The following is a 16,506-nucleotide window of genomic DNA, read 5'->3' on the forward strand; positions in this document are numbered from 1 at the left end:
CACGTTGGCGCCCTTTGGCATCAAGACCATGGTGCTGACCGAGAGCTGCGTGCATCTGGACAAAGACCGCCCTGTTGCCAGCATGGATCTGTTGTTCAATGACGTGCTGCGTCTCGGCAAGGTCATGCAGGTCGAAGCCAAAGCAGAGGCCCTGGTTGCCGGTTGGCGTGCAGAGCTGGCCGAGATCGAAGTCAAAACCGCCAACCAGCCCAAACCACGGGTATTCCTGCTGGACGGTCCCGCCGACGCACCCTTTACTGCGGGAAAATTTGCCATCCCGGACGCGATGATCACAGCCGCCGGTGGTGCCAGCGTCACCCATGATATGGACACCAGCTGGGGCCGCACCTCCTGGGAGGCTGTCGCCGCAGCAAATCCGGAATTCCTGGTGCTGCTGGACTATCAGAACGGCAATGGCGCCGAAGACACCTTCAAGTTCCTGCAGGAGCACCCTGTGATGGCCCATACAGATGCGGTCAAGAACGAGCGCTGGGTCGGTCTGCGCTATGAAGAACTGACCCCTGGACCTGCAAACATTGCTGCCATCGCAAAAATGGCCGCAGCAATGCATCCGGGCCTCAACTGATATGGGCCGATTTGGCCTCTCGCTCATACTGGGGGCGACCATTTTGGTCGCCCTTCTTTTGCTGTCGGTCCTCTATGGGTCGACCAATGTGCCAGTGTCAGAGGTCTTTGTTGCTGTGGCCTCGGGGCTCGGTTTCAGCGATCTAAACCCAGAGCCCATGCATCGGATCATCTTTGATCTGCGCCTGCCACGGGCGCTCTTTGCCGCCCTGATTGGCGCAGGTTTGGGGCTGGTCGGTGTGGTGCTGCAGACCACAACCCGCAATGATCTGGCAGACCCGTTTTTGTTTGGCCTTTCCTCTGGTGCCGCTGCTGGCGCGGTTTTTGTCATCACCGTAACCGGCGATGTTCTGGGGATTTGGACCCTGCCGCTCGCGGCCTTTAGCGGCGGAATCGTCGCCTCAGGCATCGTTCTGTTGCTGGTACGGGCCCTGCACAGCAGCGCTCCTGAGAAACTGATCCTGGCCGGGCTGGCTGTCTCTTTTCTGTTTGCAGCGATCACCAATTACCTGATCTTCTCTGGTGACAATCGCGCGGCACATTCGGTGATCTTCTGGATGCTTGGCGGGCTGGGTCTGGCCCGATGGGAGACCCTGCCGCTGGTGGTCATCGGCCTTGCGCTGATCGCCGGCTATGCCATGTGGCGCAGCCGCTGGCTCGACGCGCTTTTGGCCGGAGATACCACTGCCGCCAGCCTTGGCGTACCGGTGGCAGGCCTGCGCACAGGTATGTTTTTGATCTCTGCCCTGTCCACCGCCGCCTTTGTGTCCGTAGCTGGCGTGATCGGTTTTGTGGGGCTCATGGTCCCCCATATCGCCCGCGGGCTTGCAGGACCGATGCATCGCAATCTCTTACCGATGGCGGCGATCATCGGCGCGGTGCTGCTTACGGCCTCTGATATCGTGTCCCGGCTGCTGCTTGCGCCACAAGAACTGCCTGTGGGTATCGTGACCACATCCGTCGGATCCGCTTTTGTCTTTCTTTTGCTGCTGGGAACAAACCAACGGAGGGGATAAAAGATGTGTCCTAAGTGGGCTTCAGACCCTCCTCTCCGAAAGTCCGATTTGGCGGCGCGCTCTAACTTCGCAAAGGATGCGAAGACCTGCGCATAGCCGTCATTGCAGGCGGTTCACGATGATAGCTCTGCTCTTTCTGGGTTGCGGATGACTGCTCTCAGCCTGAAGCGGTCATCGACTGTGAGTGCCAGGCCATCCACGCCGCAGTTGCGAGGTTTGTGGGCCAGTTTTCCGAAAGCAGTCATTGCACCAACCGGGCGGCCTGCCTCCGCTCGGCATCGACGGCGGCTATGGGCAGGAAGTATGCGGAATTGGGCTACCTCTGTTTCGAGGTCGAGCTCCCGGTTTGATCCCAGGTTGGCTGTGAACAGGGGAGAGAGATGATGGAGCATTTTGTTGGTCTTGATGTGTCACTTCGGTCGCGCGCGCTTTGTGTAGTTGATCCGAAGGGCAATGTCGTTCGCGAACGCGAGCTGGCCTGCGAGGTCAATGACATTGCGGCGTGCCTCTCTGATTTTGAGTTCCTGATAGAACGCATCGCCTTGGAAGCTGGTACGATGAGCCGACATCTTAACTTTGGACTGCAGGCCGCAGGTTTTGATGTGGTTTGCTTGGAGGCGCGGCAGCTGAACCCGGCCCTGTCAGCGATGAGAAACAAGACCGATAAGAATGATGCCAGGGGCATCGCGCATATACTGCGCACAGGTTGGTTCAGCCCGCTTCATATGAAGAGCCGAGAGGCTCATGGCCTTCGTGCGCTGCACAGCACACGCAAACCTTCCGCTTTGGGCCGACAGTTGTCAAACACAACCCCGACAGATCGGCGCCTGCCTCGCAGCCACCCGCTACGTCGGCTAAGCGCTGGAACTGGATTTTGCAAAGTTTCTTAAATTGATCCTTTGCCCCTCTGTTTACTAGCGTGCTGCAGAGGCTCTGAACCGGCCCTTCAAGGCGCATTTCTAGTCGTGAGCGCAGACCACTTCCCTGGGAGAGGCCCCAACTTATTTTGGCGAGATCAGACCGACAGGTGGCAATATCGCCACTGAGTAAAAGAACATCTCCACATTAGCTTGAAGGGGTAAATTGAAAAAGGACGTCATTATGCCCCAACTTCTCCGTCTAGGTCTGCTGTCATCGGTTGCCTACTTCATCTGTATGTCCCTGGCCCATTTCTTTGGGATCAAGGTTCCAGTGTTGTTTGTCTACTTCGACACACCGTACTATGCCTATCAAGATAAAGTTATTTCGTTTGCGGTCATCAGCTATGTCGGCCTGTTTTATGCAGCGTCGCGCGATATTAAGGTCGTGCCGAGCGCCCTGGCCGTGCTGGGTGTCACTGTACTGGGGCTGGTTTCAGTGAACATGTCCGAGGCTCTGGCATCAGTGCTCACCGAAGATCAGCCGACTTGGCCCTATTGGCTGCAAACAGCGATGCTTGCAGGGATCTGGTTGGTCCTAACCGGTTTTTTTCTCTTCCGGCCCAAGGCTTAAGCCTGGAGTCCCAAGACCAAACCGCTGCCGTTATTCGGTCGGGGACAAGCCCACGATCCGCTTGAAAACACGCCGAAAAGCCGCCGTATCACTATAGCCTACATCCCAGCAAATGCGCTCAAAACTATCACGTGTTAGTTCCAGTCGTGACCGTGTGGCCTCAACCCGCAAATGCTGAAGATAGGTCACCGGAGTTATCCCGGTGGCCTGTTTGAGCCGACGCAAGAAGCTGCGCTCAGACATCAGCGCGCACTCTGCCAGAGATGATACGCTATGCGTCGCGCCGGGGGTTTCCTGCATCAACAGCTTCACACTCAGGATCTTTTGATCGGTATGTTTGGTGTTGGGAAGGAAGGTTGCATAGTAGCTCTGCTCGCGTTCCGGCGGGTCCAGCACGAACATCCGCGCCACCTCCAGCATCAGTTTGCGCCCGCCAAACCAGTCTATCAGGTGCAGGGTTAGATCGGTCCAAGACATCACGCCACCAGCTGTGACGATATCGCCCAGATCGACCAGCAGGCGATTGGTGTCGATGATGGCTTTAGGACAGCTTTTCTGAAACACCGCAGCGTGACGCCAGTGGGTTGTAACCCGGCGCCCATCTAACAGCCCAGTTTCCGCCAGAAGAAATGCCCCAGAACAGACCGAGGCCAAGACGGCGCCGGACCTGTGCTGAGAGAGCAGCTGCTGCCTCCATCCGGTGGGCAAATTTGGTGGGTCCAAGGTAAGTGCTGGAGGCAGGACCACCGTGCTCCGCACATATTGTTGTCTCAAAGAGTGGACGTCCGACCCGTTTCCCCTGATCATTGGCAAAATCCAATAGATCCTTGGCACCCCAAAGGGCGGATTTCTGAGCGCCCGGATAGTCAAGCAACTGAACTTGAATAACGTTCCCCATAGGTCTTGGTAGCAAGATTAACCAGCTCTGGCATCAGAGATTTTCCGGCAATGAGCCTGCTTCAATCCATGCAATTAGATTTGGTGCTTTTGGCGACATCAGACCGACAGGAGGCAGGATCGCCTCTGATCACAATTCCGAGTCTCGGACAGGTTGCTGGACAAGTCTTTCAAAGGAAACTCTTTCATGCCCCTGTTGAACCGCATCGCCGACTTCCAATCTGATATCATCCAGTGGCGTCGAGCGCTGCATCAGATCCCCGAGCTTGAATTTGACTGTCCCAAAACCTCCAGCTTCATTGTCGAACGGTTGCGGGATTTTTGATGTAGATGATCTGCACCAAGGCATTGCTCAAACAGGGATTGTCGCAATCATCAATGGCGCGCAGCCGGGGGCCACCATTGGTCTGCGCGCTGATTTTGACGGTCTTGCCGTGGAGGACAAGTCCAGAAAGCCGCATGCCTCAACACATCCTGGCCAGATGCACGGCTGCGGGCATGACGGGCATTCGGCCATGCTGTTGAGCGCGGCGCGCTACCTAGCAGAGATGCGGAGTTTTTCCGGGCGGGTGGCGTTGATTTTTCCTACATGCTTCAGGAACGCCCTGGAACCTCTTTGTTCTTCGGCAAAGGTGAGGGGCCAAAGTTGCACCATCCCGAATATGGCTTTGACGACAGTGTCGCTGCCATTGGAGCCTCCGTTTTTGCCAAGTCGATTGAGAAAGGCCTTCAATAAAAATACGTGACGCTTGTGTAGTGCTGTGCGTACCCTTGAAGAGAAAGGCAAGTTCCTTGGCCGCAAACCTTCCCTTATTGGTTGGCCCCCTTCAGAAATCACTCTATTTCGCGACGAACCCGATTTACCCAACCAGAAAATAATAAAACCCATAATAGGCTAGGAACAAGAAATTCAACATAAGAACATAAAGGCCGGTCATGAAATACGCCTCAGTCCAAAGCGTTTTGGACTGAAGCACCAAGAAGTATCTTGCTGAGGTCGGCCCCCGTACGGCTAAGACGATCAGCACAGCAATAATGATTGCATGCCCTACCGCGTCGATGAGACCGAACATATAGATTGCCAGCATGAAAATCGTGTTCAGAACCAGCGCTAACATACGCGAAGCAACCGATGCAGACGACAACAAGATGAAGGCCAAATTGAATTCTACAAACCCGGCCAGTGTCATATAGAATCCTGGCTCCATCCCCATCAGCAAAAATGGTTGATCCTGCAACAAAGGATAAGTCCATTGGGGATAAGCGAATTTTTCGATAGCACCCCAGCCGATCGTCAGACCTGTGCTGGCAAACAACGTGACATATCGAACGCGTGTCCATCGTTCATTTTGCAATGGCAAAAGGATCAAGAACACGGCCAGACCAAAAAAGAACATGTAGTCAATCAGGTGATACAGCCCATAATGCTGGATCGAGATTGCATACAGAACCAGGATACCCAGCCCGGCAATCGGGGTTGTGACCCACCACAACAGGGCGAGGACTATCGCTAGCTGCATCCACTTTACAAAGGGCAGTTCAGTGTTCAGCTCCGGCGTTAAAAGCAACGCGTTGTCCTGGAGCCCATAGAAAAACAGCATGATGAAGAGAAAGGCAGTCGCGCCTCGGATGATCCACCCTGCAACATCCTGTGAAACAATCAGTTTTCCGAGGCGATCATTCAAAAATTTCTTACGAAACCAAAGCCGGTCAATGTAAAAGAATATGTATATGCAAACGATGGACAAGACGTAGAGACCCGCAAAACCAGGGGTAAGAACCTCTCCCATATTCTTGGGGGCCTCTGAAAGATCGTAAGGGTAGAACCATTTGACATGTGCCGCTGCAACCGTTGGAAAAAAAGCACAAAGAAGTATCAGGTAGAAACGTAAGTCGGTCCGGCGCATTACAGGTCCTCAAAGACGTATTTAGATGTCCGACCTGATACCGTGACGGGCCGACAGGGCAGAGGTTCATGTTGGGCTATATGCACTGCGCAGGGCCAAGACAGCTAAGAACTTTGCAATCCTAGGGCGTTTCGCAAGTTTTTTTGCCCAGATGCATAGTGTAAAGCTCTATTTTAACAGGAGTTTTTACATCGGTGCTGGCAGGAGCACAGGTCGACATTCACGCAGGACACAGACCGGGGGCAGCCATGTGCTTTTCAAGAACAAGGGCATGCCCGCTTACTCGGAAACGCGGTTACCTTCCGGAGGTGACAAAAAACGCATCATAAGGCGCACGCAGGCAAAACCGATCTGAAAAAAAGCGCCGAAGGCAAAAACACCAACCGCGTACACCAGCATCTGATCGCCAAGGGCCGGGTATTTTTCGGCCTCGCGCAAGACAACAGCCACGCCTTCATTCACACCGATAGCAACGCCGACGCCGGACGACATAACCAGAACAGTGAAGGCGCGCACAAGATTGGGTAAAAACAAGAGTGCGGCCGATCGTGAGCCTGCCCGCAAGCCCTCGATAGCGGCCCTTCCATTGTCGACGACATAGGCGATCGCATAGGGCGCCAGCGACAAGGCCACAATCCATTCGGGCGGCAGCAATATGTCGATCCCGAAAACCTGAAACTGTTGCGGAACGATGTTCATCAGGAAAAACATTACGACAAAGGTCGGGGCCGCGCGCATCAGGCCAGTCAAAGTGTTCACTGTACGAGGTACAACGGGTCCCGCGACCAAAAACAGAACCCCCAAGACCAGGCCAAGCGCCAAGGCAATGGTTGAAATCTGGAAATTGATCACCATCCCGGCCAATAACTCTGCCGGATAGTCTGAGGTCAAGACGGCCTTCAAGTTGTTCACGCCCGGTTCTCCTGCTTTTGCGGATCAAGCCGTTTGCGCAGAGCATCACAGGCCCAGACAACGCAGAACACAACCGCGATGTAGAACACCAGAACCAGGGAATAGGTGGTCACCCTGCCCGCCGCGAATGAAGTGATATCAGTGAGCGCACTCAAAAGCTCTGGTGCTCCCGTGAAACTGGCAATGGGTGTTCCCTTGGCGGCGTTGATCAGAAAGGACAATATCTGGGTCAGGGACCGCCCAATGGCCTCGCGGTAGAGCGGCAGGCTGAACCCCCTGCCATGCTGCCCGTCCTGGCGCAGGCTATTTGCGGCTTCGCCAATGGCCTGGCCCGCGTTACAGCCATTCATCAGGCCCAGTGCCACGATCGCCGATCCAAGCGCCACGGATGGAGAATAGGTGAAGATTGCATTTGCAACAGCCCCAGCAACCACCAGCGTCAGGATCACAGGCGAAGACTGGATGGTAGAGACCACGGTCCAAGTCAGAAAACGTGTCAGACGATTAGGCAGGGCCGCGAGGAGCCCGACTAACAATGCAATCACAAGCGTCGCCAAGAGCGCACCAATGACAAGAACGATGGAGTTAACAATGCCGGCAATAAAGAGGTCAAATGCGGGTTGGCTGGACAGCATCGGCAAGGCCGGAGCAGCACCAAAAAGGGCTTCCATCCTGTGCTGAATCAATTTGACTTGATCAGCAAAGGCCGTCGGCGGCGGGGTTGCATCAAGCGCAGGCAGAACACAGGCCGGGTCTGCCAGTGCCGCAGTGGTGGCACAAATCGGGCTCTGCCAGAGCTCGTTTTGATCCTTAAGAAACTGGTTAAAGATTCCGTTTTCACGTGCCAGCTCAAGCAATTCCCCATCGCGATGCATGATCTGACTGATCAGCTGCAACACACGGGCCAAATCATCACTACCGGTTTGCGCCACGGCCATCCCCCAGGGCACCGGATCGAAACCGAACTTTGGCTCGAACCGGCTGCCAAGAGCTGGGTCTGCTAAATAAGAGGCCAGAAAACTGTCATCATGCGCGACCAGACGGCATATTTGTTCATCAAGTGCTTTTGGCAAACGCCCGGCATCCCTGAACAGAGTCAATCGAAGGCCCTGCGAAACCAGATTTGAATTCGCATAATTTCCTATGGTGGTGCAAATCCGTTGACCGGAAATATCCTCCCATGTCGAAATATCGGCCTCACCTGGGCCGACGACGATGGTCTCCGACCGGTAATAATGCGGGCGGATGAACCTTGCCTGACCGTCACGACGCGTGTTGTGCCCCATGGTCGCGATGACCACATCGGCGCCATCTTCAGCCAGAGTTGAAATCCGGGTCGCAGCGCGCACGTGCACCCATTCCGGCGCAACCCAAAGCCGCCGCGCGATGGCCCGGGCCACATCGGTATCATAGCCGACCCGGTCGGTTTGGTCAGCGTTCCGGGTGGAAAAAAAGGGATAGTGGCCTCTGACTCCGACGCGGATACGACCGGAGCAGAGAATGCGGATCAAACGATCTGCCTCTGGATTGTCGCAGGCCGCTGGCACCTGGACTCGCGCCGCGCTCAACAGCTCGTCGAGCGCTTCATCCGGTGTCTCTGCACTGGCGGTTGCAATACCCCAGACCCAGATTTGCAAGCAAAGGGTAACTAAGAACAGAGCCGCACGTGTCAACGGTGATCTCCATCGGTCAGAGATGGCGTAAGGCGTAGGACCGCCACCGTGCCAAAGGCGAAACAGCCGAACCTGAAAATTGTCTGGCCGATTTCACGCGCCAGAACATCCGGTGTCATCACCGACAGCTTTTCCTTTGGCAGCGGCACCATGAAGCTGTCGACCACACTGACTGACAACCCCAATTGAACTGCTTTCTTACGGGTTGTTTCGAGATCGATAAAGGCGTTGTGCATCACCAGCGCCTGACCCCCCGGTGCCAAATGTGGCAATACCCCGTCAAGGAAACCGTCCAGCAGTTTGCGCCCATCTGCCCCACCGGTGCTCCACGAAGACAGACGTCCGTCGATCGCAGCCTGCTCCATCGGGAAATGCGGAAGATTGGCCAGCACCAGATCGAACTGACGCCTTCCCACAGGAGTAAAAAGGGGTCCTTTATGGATATCGCTCACCGACATGTAACCCTGCTTGATCATCAAGGCAGTCGTCGCAGACACGGCATCGTCCTCGATATCGACACCGGTCAGCTGTGCCGCGCCCGCCGCACCAGCCGCGGCCAGCAGAACCCCACTGCCGCAGCCGATTTCTAGCACACGCGCTCCTTTGATCCGCGCCGGGTCAGCCAGCAGGCACTGGACAAGTGCAGCGGTGTAGTCGCTGGGCCGAAACCGACCAGCTTCTGGTGCTTCGTCTTGATCAAACATCGCCAACCTCTGGTGTATTGTCCTGAAGGGTCATGTTGTCCGCGCGTTCTTCAAGACGTTTCACATGCCTGCTGGCAACAGGATCATTGGGTCTCTTGGCCAAAACGTCGCGATAGGCAGCCAAAGCAGATGTTTTGTCACCTGCAACCATGGCATCAAAGGCGCGACGCGTCAGCCTCGCGACCTCCAAGGTTTCTTCCGAAGGCTCGAACGCGGCGCCGACGCCATGGGCACCCAGAAGCTCGTAAATAGTGACAAGCGCGCGGCGTCCCTTGACCTGCAACTCATCGATGGGCCGCACACACAATTGATCGCCCGCCTCTCGGAAAGTGTCATGACTGATGCAGATGTCTGTACCATAAAGCTTGTTGCAGCCTTCCAGGCGTGCCGCAATATTCACTCCGTCACCCAGCACCGTATAGCTCATCCGTTCCTGCGAGCCGACATTACCCACCAACACCACATCCGAGTGGATCCCGACCCGCAGCCGCATCTCAGGCACATCGGTATCGCGCCAATTCTGGTTTAGCCCCTCAAGATCACGTTGGATGGCCAGCGCCGATACACAGGCGTGAAAGGCATGTTTTTCCAACGGCGCCGGCGCCCCCCAGAACGACATCACACCATCACCCACAAATTTGTCGATGGTTCCCTTTTCCTCGTGCACACGGTGGGTCACGACACCAAGCAAAGCAGAGACCCGGCTGAGCAAATCTCGCGCGGCAATGCGCTCTGCGAGGGTCGAGAAGGCTTCGACATCACAAAACAGGATTGTCAGGAACCGGCTTTGCCCACCGAGCTCCAACTTTTGGTCCGCTTCCAGCAATTGCCTTACAAGCGCCACCGGAACAAAACGCGCAAAGGCCTGCACGGCTGTGTCGAGTGTTTCAATAGCTTGCGACAAAACGGCAACTTCCCGGACCCGAGACCGAACCAAGGTGATATCCGAGGCACTTTCAAGCGACTGGATGCGCGCCACTTTGCGCGAGAGCCTCTGAAGTGGAGAAGCCACATAACTGGCAATGATGGTGATAGTCATCAGCTGAATCGCCACCGCAGCCAGTCCTATGATCAGCATAAGGCGATTACTCGTGTTGAATTCCGCCGTAAAATCGCTGAGGGGTGTGATCACCATCAGCCGCCATGGCTTCCCCAGCTTCTCTTGGAAGGAAGACAGGGCAACGATGAATTCCTGCCCCTCATAGGTGAAGTTGAAGACCTCATCTCCGTGGACATCATGACGTTGACTGTAAGCCATAGACACAACACGGTTTTCAACATCTGCTACATGAGACAGCGCCACCCGATCATTGTCGTTACCGAAATGCGTCGTACCGTCTGAGGCCGCCAGGACCAAGCCCCGGTCATCCAGCATGTAGCTCAGACTATTCGGGCTAACGGGTTTTTCAGCAAGATACCGTGAAAAACGATCAAGTGTGACATCCGTTGCCACCACACCCGTGAGCTGGCCATCAATATGATAGGGTGCGGCCACAGTAAATCCGACCAGACCAAATGCCCAGAACAGTTCCGGGTCGGTGATGACTGTGCCGCTGGTATTCGCTGCCATATTGTACCATGCCCGACCGCGTGGATCGTAGCCGCTGACAGCTGAGGCATCGCCCAGTACAGTCTGTTCGGCATCAAGGAATATATATCGGTCAAGGACTGGGGGGCCTTTGTTTGGTTCGACCAACCGATAGGCGTATTTGGCCCCTTTGGGTGGCACACTGCCGTGAATTTCGGCCTCCGGATCATGAATGTGCCGTGCCTGCCAGAAAGCACCGTCTTCGGTACCGACATAGACATTTAGCAACGTTTCGCTGTGGCTAAGCATGGTGAAGAAATAGGAAAGCGCCCGGCTATCTGTAAACAAATCCGGGGCCCGCCGACCGAGTTCCGCCGTTGTCGTGATCAGCGAGGTCAATGTTTCGAATTCCGATACGACTTCGCGGATTGTTTCGGTTCTGAAGCGTTCAACCATCTCGCCTGCATGGGCCCGGACAACCCGTTCGCTGGATCGATAGTTGATCTGAATGATTGCAATCAAAAATGGAACGGTTGTCAGGAAGAACACCACAAGGATCGTCGTTTTGAGCGGCAGAGAAAAGCGACGCTTGGCCCCCTGCGCTTCTGTGCCAGTTACGGCGTCAGATTGATCTTGCACTATGCGTTGCATGCAATTTTGCTCCGGCTGTTCTTCACTCGGCTCTTGCTGAAACCGGGGTAATTGTTTCCGATAGACTTAAGGGAACTGGTACGATTGGGATTAAAACTCTGCGCTTAAGTGTTCGACAGGAACGACACCGTCGGGGCAATCCCGAGCCAACACGGATTTCATTCGGCTGCTCATACTGCTCAGCAGGCTCAGGCTGGCCTCAGGCGATGTCTTGATGTGTTCCAAAAAGGCCTTTTGAGGCAACACCATTGCCCGCACGGCCGAAGTTGCAACCACATCCGCAGTGCGCCTATTACAAGAGGAGAACAACGCCAGCTCACCGAATACATCACCTTCGGACAATTCAGCCATCGGCCTAGATGTCTTTGGATGCAAAACCTCGGCTGAGCCATTGACGATGACATAGGCGCAATCTCCGATATCACCTTTGCGAATGATCTGCTCACCTTTTTTGAAGATCATGCACTCATAAGACTGGATCATGTTATAGGCGATGTTCTGTTTGGCAAAATGAACAAAGGTTTCGTTCATTTCATCTATATGCAGCAGATACGGCAGAAACCCCACATTGAGGTGCGGCACCATGTGCTCCTCTTCGGTCACCGGCTTCCCCCCAACACGACGGATCAAATTTCCGATGTCCGGGTTCAGTGGCATACAGGCATAATCCACCTTATTCGCCATTGCATAATAGCTGCACATCAACAGTAACCCGCTTGCCACTGTAGCGCTGCGATGGGGCTTGGCCACGCAAAACATTCCGACACTCATGAGCCGACTATCTTGCGGAACATGCGCACGAAAATCGAAATACTCATCCGACGGCATGCCCACTGGATTATCCATTGTAACGCGGACACTGCCGACAACCTGATTGGCCTCATCCAAGGCCACAAACAGCTGTGAGGCCGGAAAAGTGTCGAACTGGTCCAGCACAATCTCTGCGCCATCGACTTCGAAATACTTCCCTTCTTCGCAGAACACCTGATGCCGGAGCCGAAACACCTGATCAATATGTTGCTCGCTCTGGGCCAGACAAATGCGGATTGGCATGGGCTATTCCTGTTTATTTGGAGTGCAGGCAACCACAAACTCGCCCAAATGGACGGGAGCTTTGGTCAGCGGAGACAGGTATTTCTTCTGCATCTCATGCCCGCCCGTAACCTGATCCAGGGCATAACTCTGCGTTGCCAGAAACTCTTTGATTTTCGATTTTTCGATGCACCAATGCAGCGGTTCACCTAAGCGATGCAGGTGCCGCTTCAGCAACCAGGTGGCATTGGTATTGGGGCTGTGCATATCTGGCGTTGCAGTAAAGACAAACTTCACCTCGCCTGAGGTCACTTGTGTCAAGGCCGCAAACACCCGCTCCACATCTGTTGGGTCGAGATACATCAGAACCCCTTCGCAAATGAAACAGCTCGACGCGTTGGCATCGAAAGCCGAAACCTGAGCCAAAGCATCGATGAGCGAGGTCACAGAAAGGTCCACCGGATGCAGATGCAAATTTCCTGGCGCATCAACAACAAAGGCTTGGCGCTTCTGTTCTGCAGTTGCCGGATGATCCAGCTCGATAAACGTAAGGTCAGGGAGATCGCGGCTAAGTTCGTACATCAACGTATCGAATCCGGCCCCAATGTTCACCACCTGCCTGGCGCCTGTTGCAATGCTTGCCTTTACAATATCCTCGATCACCATTTTGCGGGTCACATAGTGGACGGCGATCCCGGGCAAAAGAAACCGCTGCAACATCATTAAACCGGTAGAGACCACCGGATTGCGCAACTGCCGGAGCCGTTTGCGCCCCTCGTCCGAACTGTTGAGAATGTTCAGGCAAGCCGACAACTTACCGGCCGACACCAAGCTTTTTGTGCGCCTGTTTCTACCAGTGTGAACAACACCTTGTAAAACAGTATAAGCCGTGTGGCTTGCCTTGCTGTCATGCATATTTATCTCGGATGGTTTGAATTACAGTCTTGTGCCGGATTGGCCCCGAAGTGATTGATCAAAGGCAGTCGCAGTGCGCCATCCGCCTTAGTGGCATTGTCATTCACCACAGAGAGATTCACCATCTTGCGAGTTTGATCCGCAATGCAGGTGAGACTTCCACCACGGGGTCGGTAACCCCTTATGGTCTTTTTGCTGAGGATGACGCCTTGTTGTGCGAGGACATTCGCGCGACTGCCCTCATCAGTGGAATGGAACAGCGACACATCCCCTGTCAGAGCGGATCCATAGACAAATTTGACCGCAACCACTGAATGAACCCTTCACGTGTAATTCCAACACCCCTCCAGCCTAGCCACATGCGCAAGAGTGCTCAAAGAACTGACGCGCTCCATAGTTAGGCGTATCTTGTTCAAACTGACCGACAATTTTTCAGATTGAACTATAAGCCCCCTACAGGCGCAAGAATGCTAAGAACTTAGCAATCACATCAGCCCACAGTATTTTTCGGCAAACCTGAGACTGCCTGTAGCAAACCTAAAAGTTGAGTGGAGTGGTCAGTATGACAGATGCTCAGCCCGCGCCGCATCAATCCAATCAGATAAGGATCTTGCATCAGGGATTTCGATGGAGCCATATTTCAACACAATCAACCCTTCGCCCTCAAGCTTTTTCAACGCTTTGCCTACTGAAACACGAGACGCTCCAACGGCAGCAGCCAATTCTGACTGGCTCCAGTTCACGACACCGGGAACTTCGGAAGCATCATGCATATTCAACAGCCACACTGCCGTGTAGGCAGGCAGAGGCAGTAAACGCAGATCGTCCAGCATGCTCAGGGCCGCATTCAACCGGTTCAACGTGATTGGCAAAGCTGCACTTGCGATTTCCGGGTGCTTGGCCATTAGCGACAGAAAATCCGCCTTCTGAACGTACCCAACTGTCGTTTCGCCAATCGCGACCGCGTTCTGGTTCCGCTTGCGACCTGTCAGTAACCCAATGATACCAATAAAGTGACCTGCGCCGAGCACTGCAAGGATCGTTTCGCGGCCATTGGGGTTGATGCGACCCATTTTGACGCCACCGGAACGGACAATAATCAGACGATCTCCATCATCACCGCTGGAGTGGATCATACGACCGTCCTCGTATGTGCGACGGCGTTCTACCGTTTCGATTTCGGCCTGAACCTCGGGAGAGAGCATGTCCAAGAATCTGAGACTTCCATGATCCAGCAGTCCAGTCATTTCACGGGATCCCTTCAAGTGACTCGCTCCAAGCGTGTTGGAGACCATCAACTTAAGTAAGATTGATGGCTAAGACAAAAGCAAAATGGCACACCGCTTTCCTCCTGAGGTCCCCGCAGGTGCGGTCAGGATGGTGTTTGAGCGCCCAAGCTCATACGAAAAACAGGCCAGCGCGATTGCAGCCATAGCCCCCAAAATCGGCTATATTCCCCAAACTTTGAGCGGATGGGTCAAGCAAGCCGATAAGGACCGCGGCTTGGGCGAAGCCCGTGACCTGAAGGAGGTCGTGGTCGCGCGGGCGGTGTCCCCCGCCAGCCGCTTCTTCCCCTGTCTCGGTTCATTCGAACCGATGGCATTCACCTCAACAGTCCATGAAGTCCTTTGACCATTTGTAGTAAACACCCTGGGAAATCCCCTCTCGGCGGCACAATTCAGCAAGGCTGCCTTCGCCACGCAGGCCGTCCAAGACGATCCGGATCTTCTCTTCCGAAGAATACTGCTTGCGGGTCGACCGCTTTATGTCTTTGACGATCTTCTCGCCTGGACTCTTGTTTGTCTTTCTCATCATCCACTCCTCAGTGGTTACGATGAGCCAAGAGCTCTATCTTATCAAATTGTCCTATCTGGACCCATAAGCGCTGACGTCAGACATGTCGCAGGCATGGTGTCAGTGATGCGGCATTTTACAAGTGGCGTTCCAAATACGGCGGCATGGAAGTGTCAGACGCGAAAAAGCTAAAGGCGCTGGAAGCAGAGAACGGCAAGCTCAAGAAGCTGCTCGCCGAGCAGATGATGGAAGTGTCCACTCTCAAGGAAATGCTGGGAAAAAACTTTTGAGGCCCGGCTCGCGGCGCAACGCTGCGACCTGGGCCATGAAGGAGAAGCGATACAACCAGAAACGGGCATGTGCCTTGGCTGGGATCGATCCGCGTGTTTACCGGCGCACGTCCAAGCGCCCAGCGGATACTGCTCTGCGGGACCGTTTGAAAGTGATGTCGTCCGAGCGACGGCGGTTTGGATACCGGCGACTGCATATCTTGCTCCAACGCGAAGGCTGGCATGTGAACTGGAAGAAGCTGTATCGGATCTACCGCGAAGAAGGATTAACAGTCCGTCAGTGGGGGGGCCGCAAGCCTGCGGTGGGCACCAGAGCACCGATGGCGATCCCACAGGGGCCGAACCAGCGGTGGTCGTTGGACTTCATGTCCGATAGCCTGTCGTGCGGCCGCAGGTTCCGCATACTGAACGTCATCGACGATTTTGGCCGCGAATGTCTGGCGGCTGTGGTGGACACATCGATCTCAGGAGAACGTGTCGGTCGTGAGCGGGATCGAATTGCTGAGATGCGTGGATATCCAAATATGGTGGTCAGCGAGTTGCCAATGGCTGCGCCACTGGTTCAAGCACCATTGGCGACGGGACCGAATTGACTTCGAATGCGATCCTAAAGTGGCAAGATGACCGCAAGGTTGATTGGCACTACATCGCGCCCGGCAAACCCATGCAAAACGGTTTTGTGGAAAGCTTCAACGGCAGGATGCGGGATGAGTGTTTGAACGAACACCTGTTCGACAACCTGCGGCATGCCCGCAATCTGATCGCATCCTGGCGAAACGACTTTAACCATCACCGCCCGCACACAAGCCTCGCTGGCCGAACGCCAGCAGAATATGCTAACCGGTCAAAGAAAGACCAAAACCTGAACAGAGCTAACCCAAATTAGCGGACTCAATGGGGAGCAGGTCACAATGCATCTTGGTTTCGACGCGGCTTCGGCGGTGGTATCCGCTCCAGCGTCGCCACAAAGTACGACCCAGGTATCGCTGCGCACAAACCGCTTCGTTTCGGGCAACAGCTCCGGCACTCGTCGGCTTCCAGGGCTTGTCATTTTTGCCTGGCGGGATCACTGCGTGGGCATCTCTGGAGGCAATCGCGTCGTGGCATTTGC

The 16,506-nt window shown here is 54.8% G+C and carries 13 protein-coding genes and 5 pseudogenes; 7 read left to right on the forward strand and 11 right to left on the reverse strand.

Annotated features, from left to right (window positions below):
* From ABJP42_RS09195 to ABJP42_RS09210, 4 genes are all read left to right on the forward strand, one after another.
* Window positions 1–586, forward strand: a 586-nt coding sequence (locus ABJP42_RS09195; protein ID WP_348340015.1) for an ABC transporter substrate-binding protein, incomplete at its 5' end; no start/stop codon positions are given.
* A gap of 1 nt (window position 587) precedes the next feature.
* A complete protein-coding gene (locus ABJP42_RS09200; protein WP_348340016.1) occupies window positions 588–1,601 on the forward strand; it encodes a FecCD family ABC transporter permease in 1,014 nt (337 codons plus the stop codon).
* Between the two features lie 380 nt (window positions 1,602–1,981).
* On the forward strand, window positions 1,982–2,491 hold the full coding sequence (locus ABJP42_RS09205; protein WP_348340017.1) for an IS110 family transposase: 510 nt from the start codon (window positions 1,982–1,984) through the stop codon (window positions 2,489–2,491).
* Between the two features lie 211 nt (window positions 2,492–2,702).
* Entirely contained in the window at window positions 2,703–3,092 is a 390-nt protein-coding gene (locus tag ABJP42_RS09210; protein ID WP_348340018.1) for a hypothetical protein, read from the forward strand.
* Window positions 3,093–3,122: 30 nt separating this feature from the next.
* Here ABJP42_RS09210 and ABJP42_RS09215 read toward each other — a convergent pair whose 3' ends face one another.
* Entirely contained in the window at window positions 3,123–3,899 is a 777-nt protein-coding gene (locus ABJP42_RS09215; protein WP_348340019.1) for a GlxA family transcriptional regulator, read from the reverse strand.
* 277 nt (window positions 3,900–4,176) lie between these two features.
* Between ABJP42_RS09215 and ABJP42_RS09220 the strand changes: the two are divergent.
* Window positions 4,177–4,573: pseudogene (locus tag ABJP42_RS09220) on the forward strand (M20/M25/M40 family metallo-hydrolase); the annotation flags it as partial.
* Window positions 4,574–4,849: 276 nt separating this feature from the next.
* Here ABJP42_RS09220 and ABJP42_RS09225 read toward each other — a convergent pair.
* The 8 genes from ABJP42_RS09225 to ABJP42_RS09260 form a co-directional block, all read right to left on the reverse strand.
* A complete protein-coding gene (locus tag ABJP42_RS09225) occupies window positions 4,850–5,896 on the reverse strand; it encodes a hypothetical protein (protein WP_348340020.1) in 1,047 nt (348 codons plus the stop codon).
* 279 nt (window positions 5,897–6,175) lie between these two features.
* Window positions 6,176–6,808 carry a hypothetical protein gene (locus ABJP42_RS09230; protein ID WP_348340021.1) on the reverse strand — a complete coding sequence of 211 codons (633 nt, stop codon included), beginning with the start codon at window positions 6,806–6,808 and terminating at the stop codon, window positions 6,176–6,178.
* The gene (locus ABJP42_RS09235; RefSeq protein ID WP_348340022.1) at window positions 6,805–8,445 is read right to left on the reverse strand and encodes a transporter substrate-binding domain-containing protein; all 1,641 of its coding nucleotides are present in this window, start codon (window positions 8,443–8,445) and stop codon (window positions 6,805–6,807) included. The genes ABJP42_RS09230 and ABJP42_RS09235 overlap by 4 nt, the downstream gene beginning before the upstream one ends.
* Before the next feature lie 32 nt (window positions 8,446–8,477).
* Window positions 8,478–9,185, reverse strand: coding sequence for a methyltransferase domain-containing protein (locus ABJP42_RS09240; protein ID WP_348340023.1), 708 nt, complete (start codon window positions 9,183–9,185; stop codon window positions 8,478–8,480).
* Window positions 9,178–11,364: an adenylate/guanylate cyclase domain-containing protein gene (locus ABJP42_RS09245; RefSeq protein WP_348340024.1), complete on the reverse strand. Its 2,187-nt coding sequence runs from the start codon at window positions 11,362–11,364 to the stop codon at window positions 9,178–9,180. Before ABJP42_RS09245 ends, ABJP42_RS09240 begins: the two co-directional genes overlap by 8 nt.
* A gap of 90 nt (window positions 11,365–11,454) precedes the next feature.
* Window positions 11,455–12,417: an N-acyl amino acid synthase FeeM domain-containing protein gene (locus ABJP42_RS09250; RefSeq protein WP_348340025.1), complete on the reverse strand. Its 963-nt coding sequence runs from the start codon at window positions 12,415–12,417 to the stop codon at window positions 11,455–11,457.
* Window positions 12,418–12,420: 3 nt separating this feature from the next.
* Window positions 12,421–13,311: a class I SAM-dependent methyltransferase gene (locus ABJP42_RS09255; protein WP_348340026.1), complete on the reverse strand. Its 891-nt coding sequence runs from the start codon at window positions 13,309–13,311 to the stop codon at window positions 12,421–12,423.
* Between the two features lie 557 nt (window positions 13,312–13,868).
* The gene (locus ABJP42_RS09260; protein WP_348340027.1) at window positions 13,869–14,558 is read right to left on the reverse strand and encodes a Crp/Fnr family transcriptional regulator; all 690 of its coding nucleotides are present in this window, start codon (window positions 14,556–14,558) and stop codon (window positions 13,869–13,871) included.
* A gap of 85 nt (window positions 14,559–14,643) precedes the next feature.
* Between ABJP42_RS09260 and ABJP42_RS09265 the strand changes: the two are divergent.
* A pseudogene (locus ABJP42_RS09265) lies at window positions 14,644–14,841 on the forward strand (transposase); the annotation flags it as partial.
* Here ABJP42_RS09265 and ABJP42_RS09270 read toward each other — a convergent pair.
* Window positions 14,841–15,126: pseudogene (locus tag ABJP42_RS09270) on the reverse strand (transposase); the annotation flags it as partial. The pseudogenes ABJP42_RS09265 and ABJP42_RS09270 sit on opposite strands and share 1 nt — an antisense overlap.
* An 83-nt stretch (window positions 15,127–15,209) precedes the next feature.
* Here ABJP42_RS09270 and ABJP42_RS09275 point away from each other — a divergent pair.
* A pseudogene (locus ABJP42_RS09275) lies at window positions 15,210–16,281 on the forward strand (IS3 family transposase); the annotation flags it as partial.
* Window positions 16,282–16,303: 22 nt separating this feature from the next.
* On the opposite strand, the pseudogene ABJP42_RS09280 reads toward ABJP42_RS09275, so the two are convergent.
* A pseudogene (locus ABJP42_RS09280) lies at window positions 16,304–16,506 on the reverse strand (IS5/IS1182 family transposase); the annotation flags it as partial.

Source organism: Pseudophaeobacter sp., assembly GCF_039971195.1.
Lineage (GTDB): Bacteria > Pseudomonadota > Alphaproteobacteria > Rhodobacterales > Rhodobacteraceae > Pseudophaeobacter.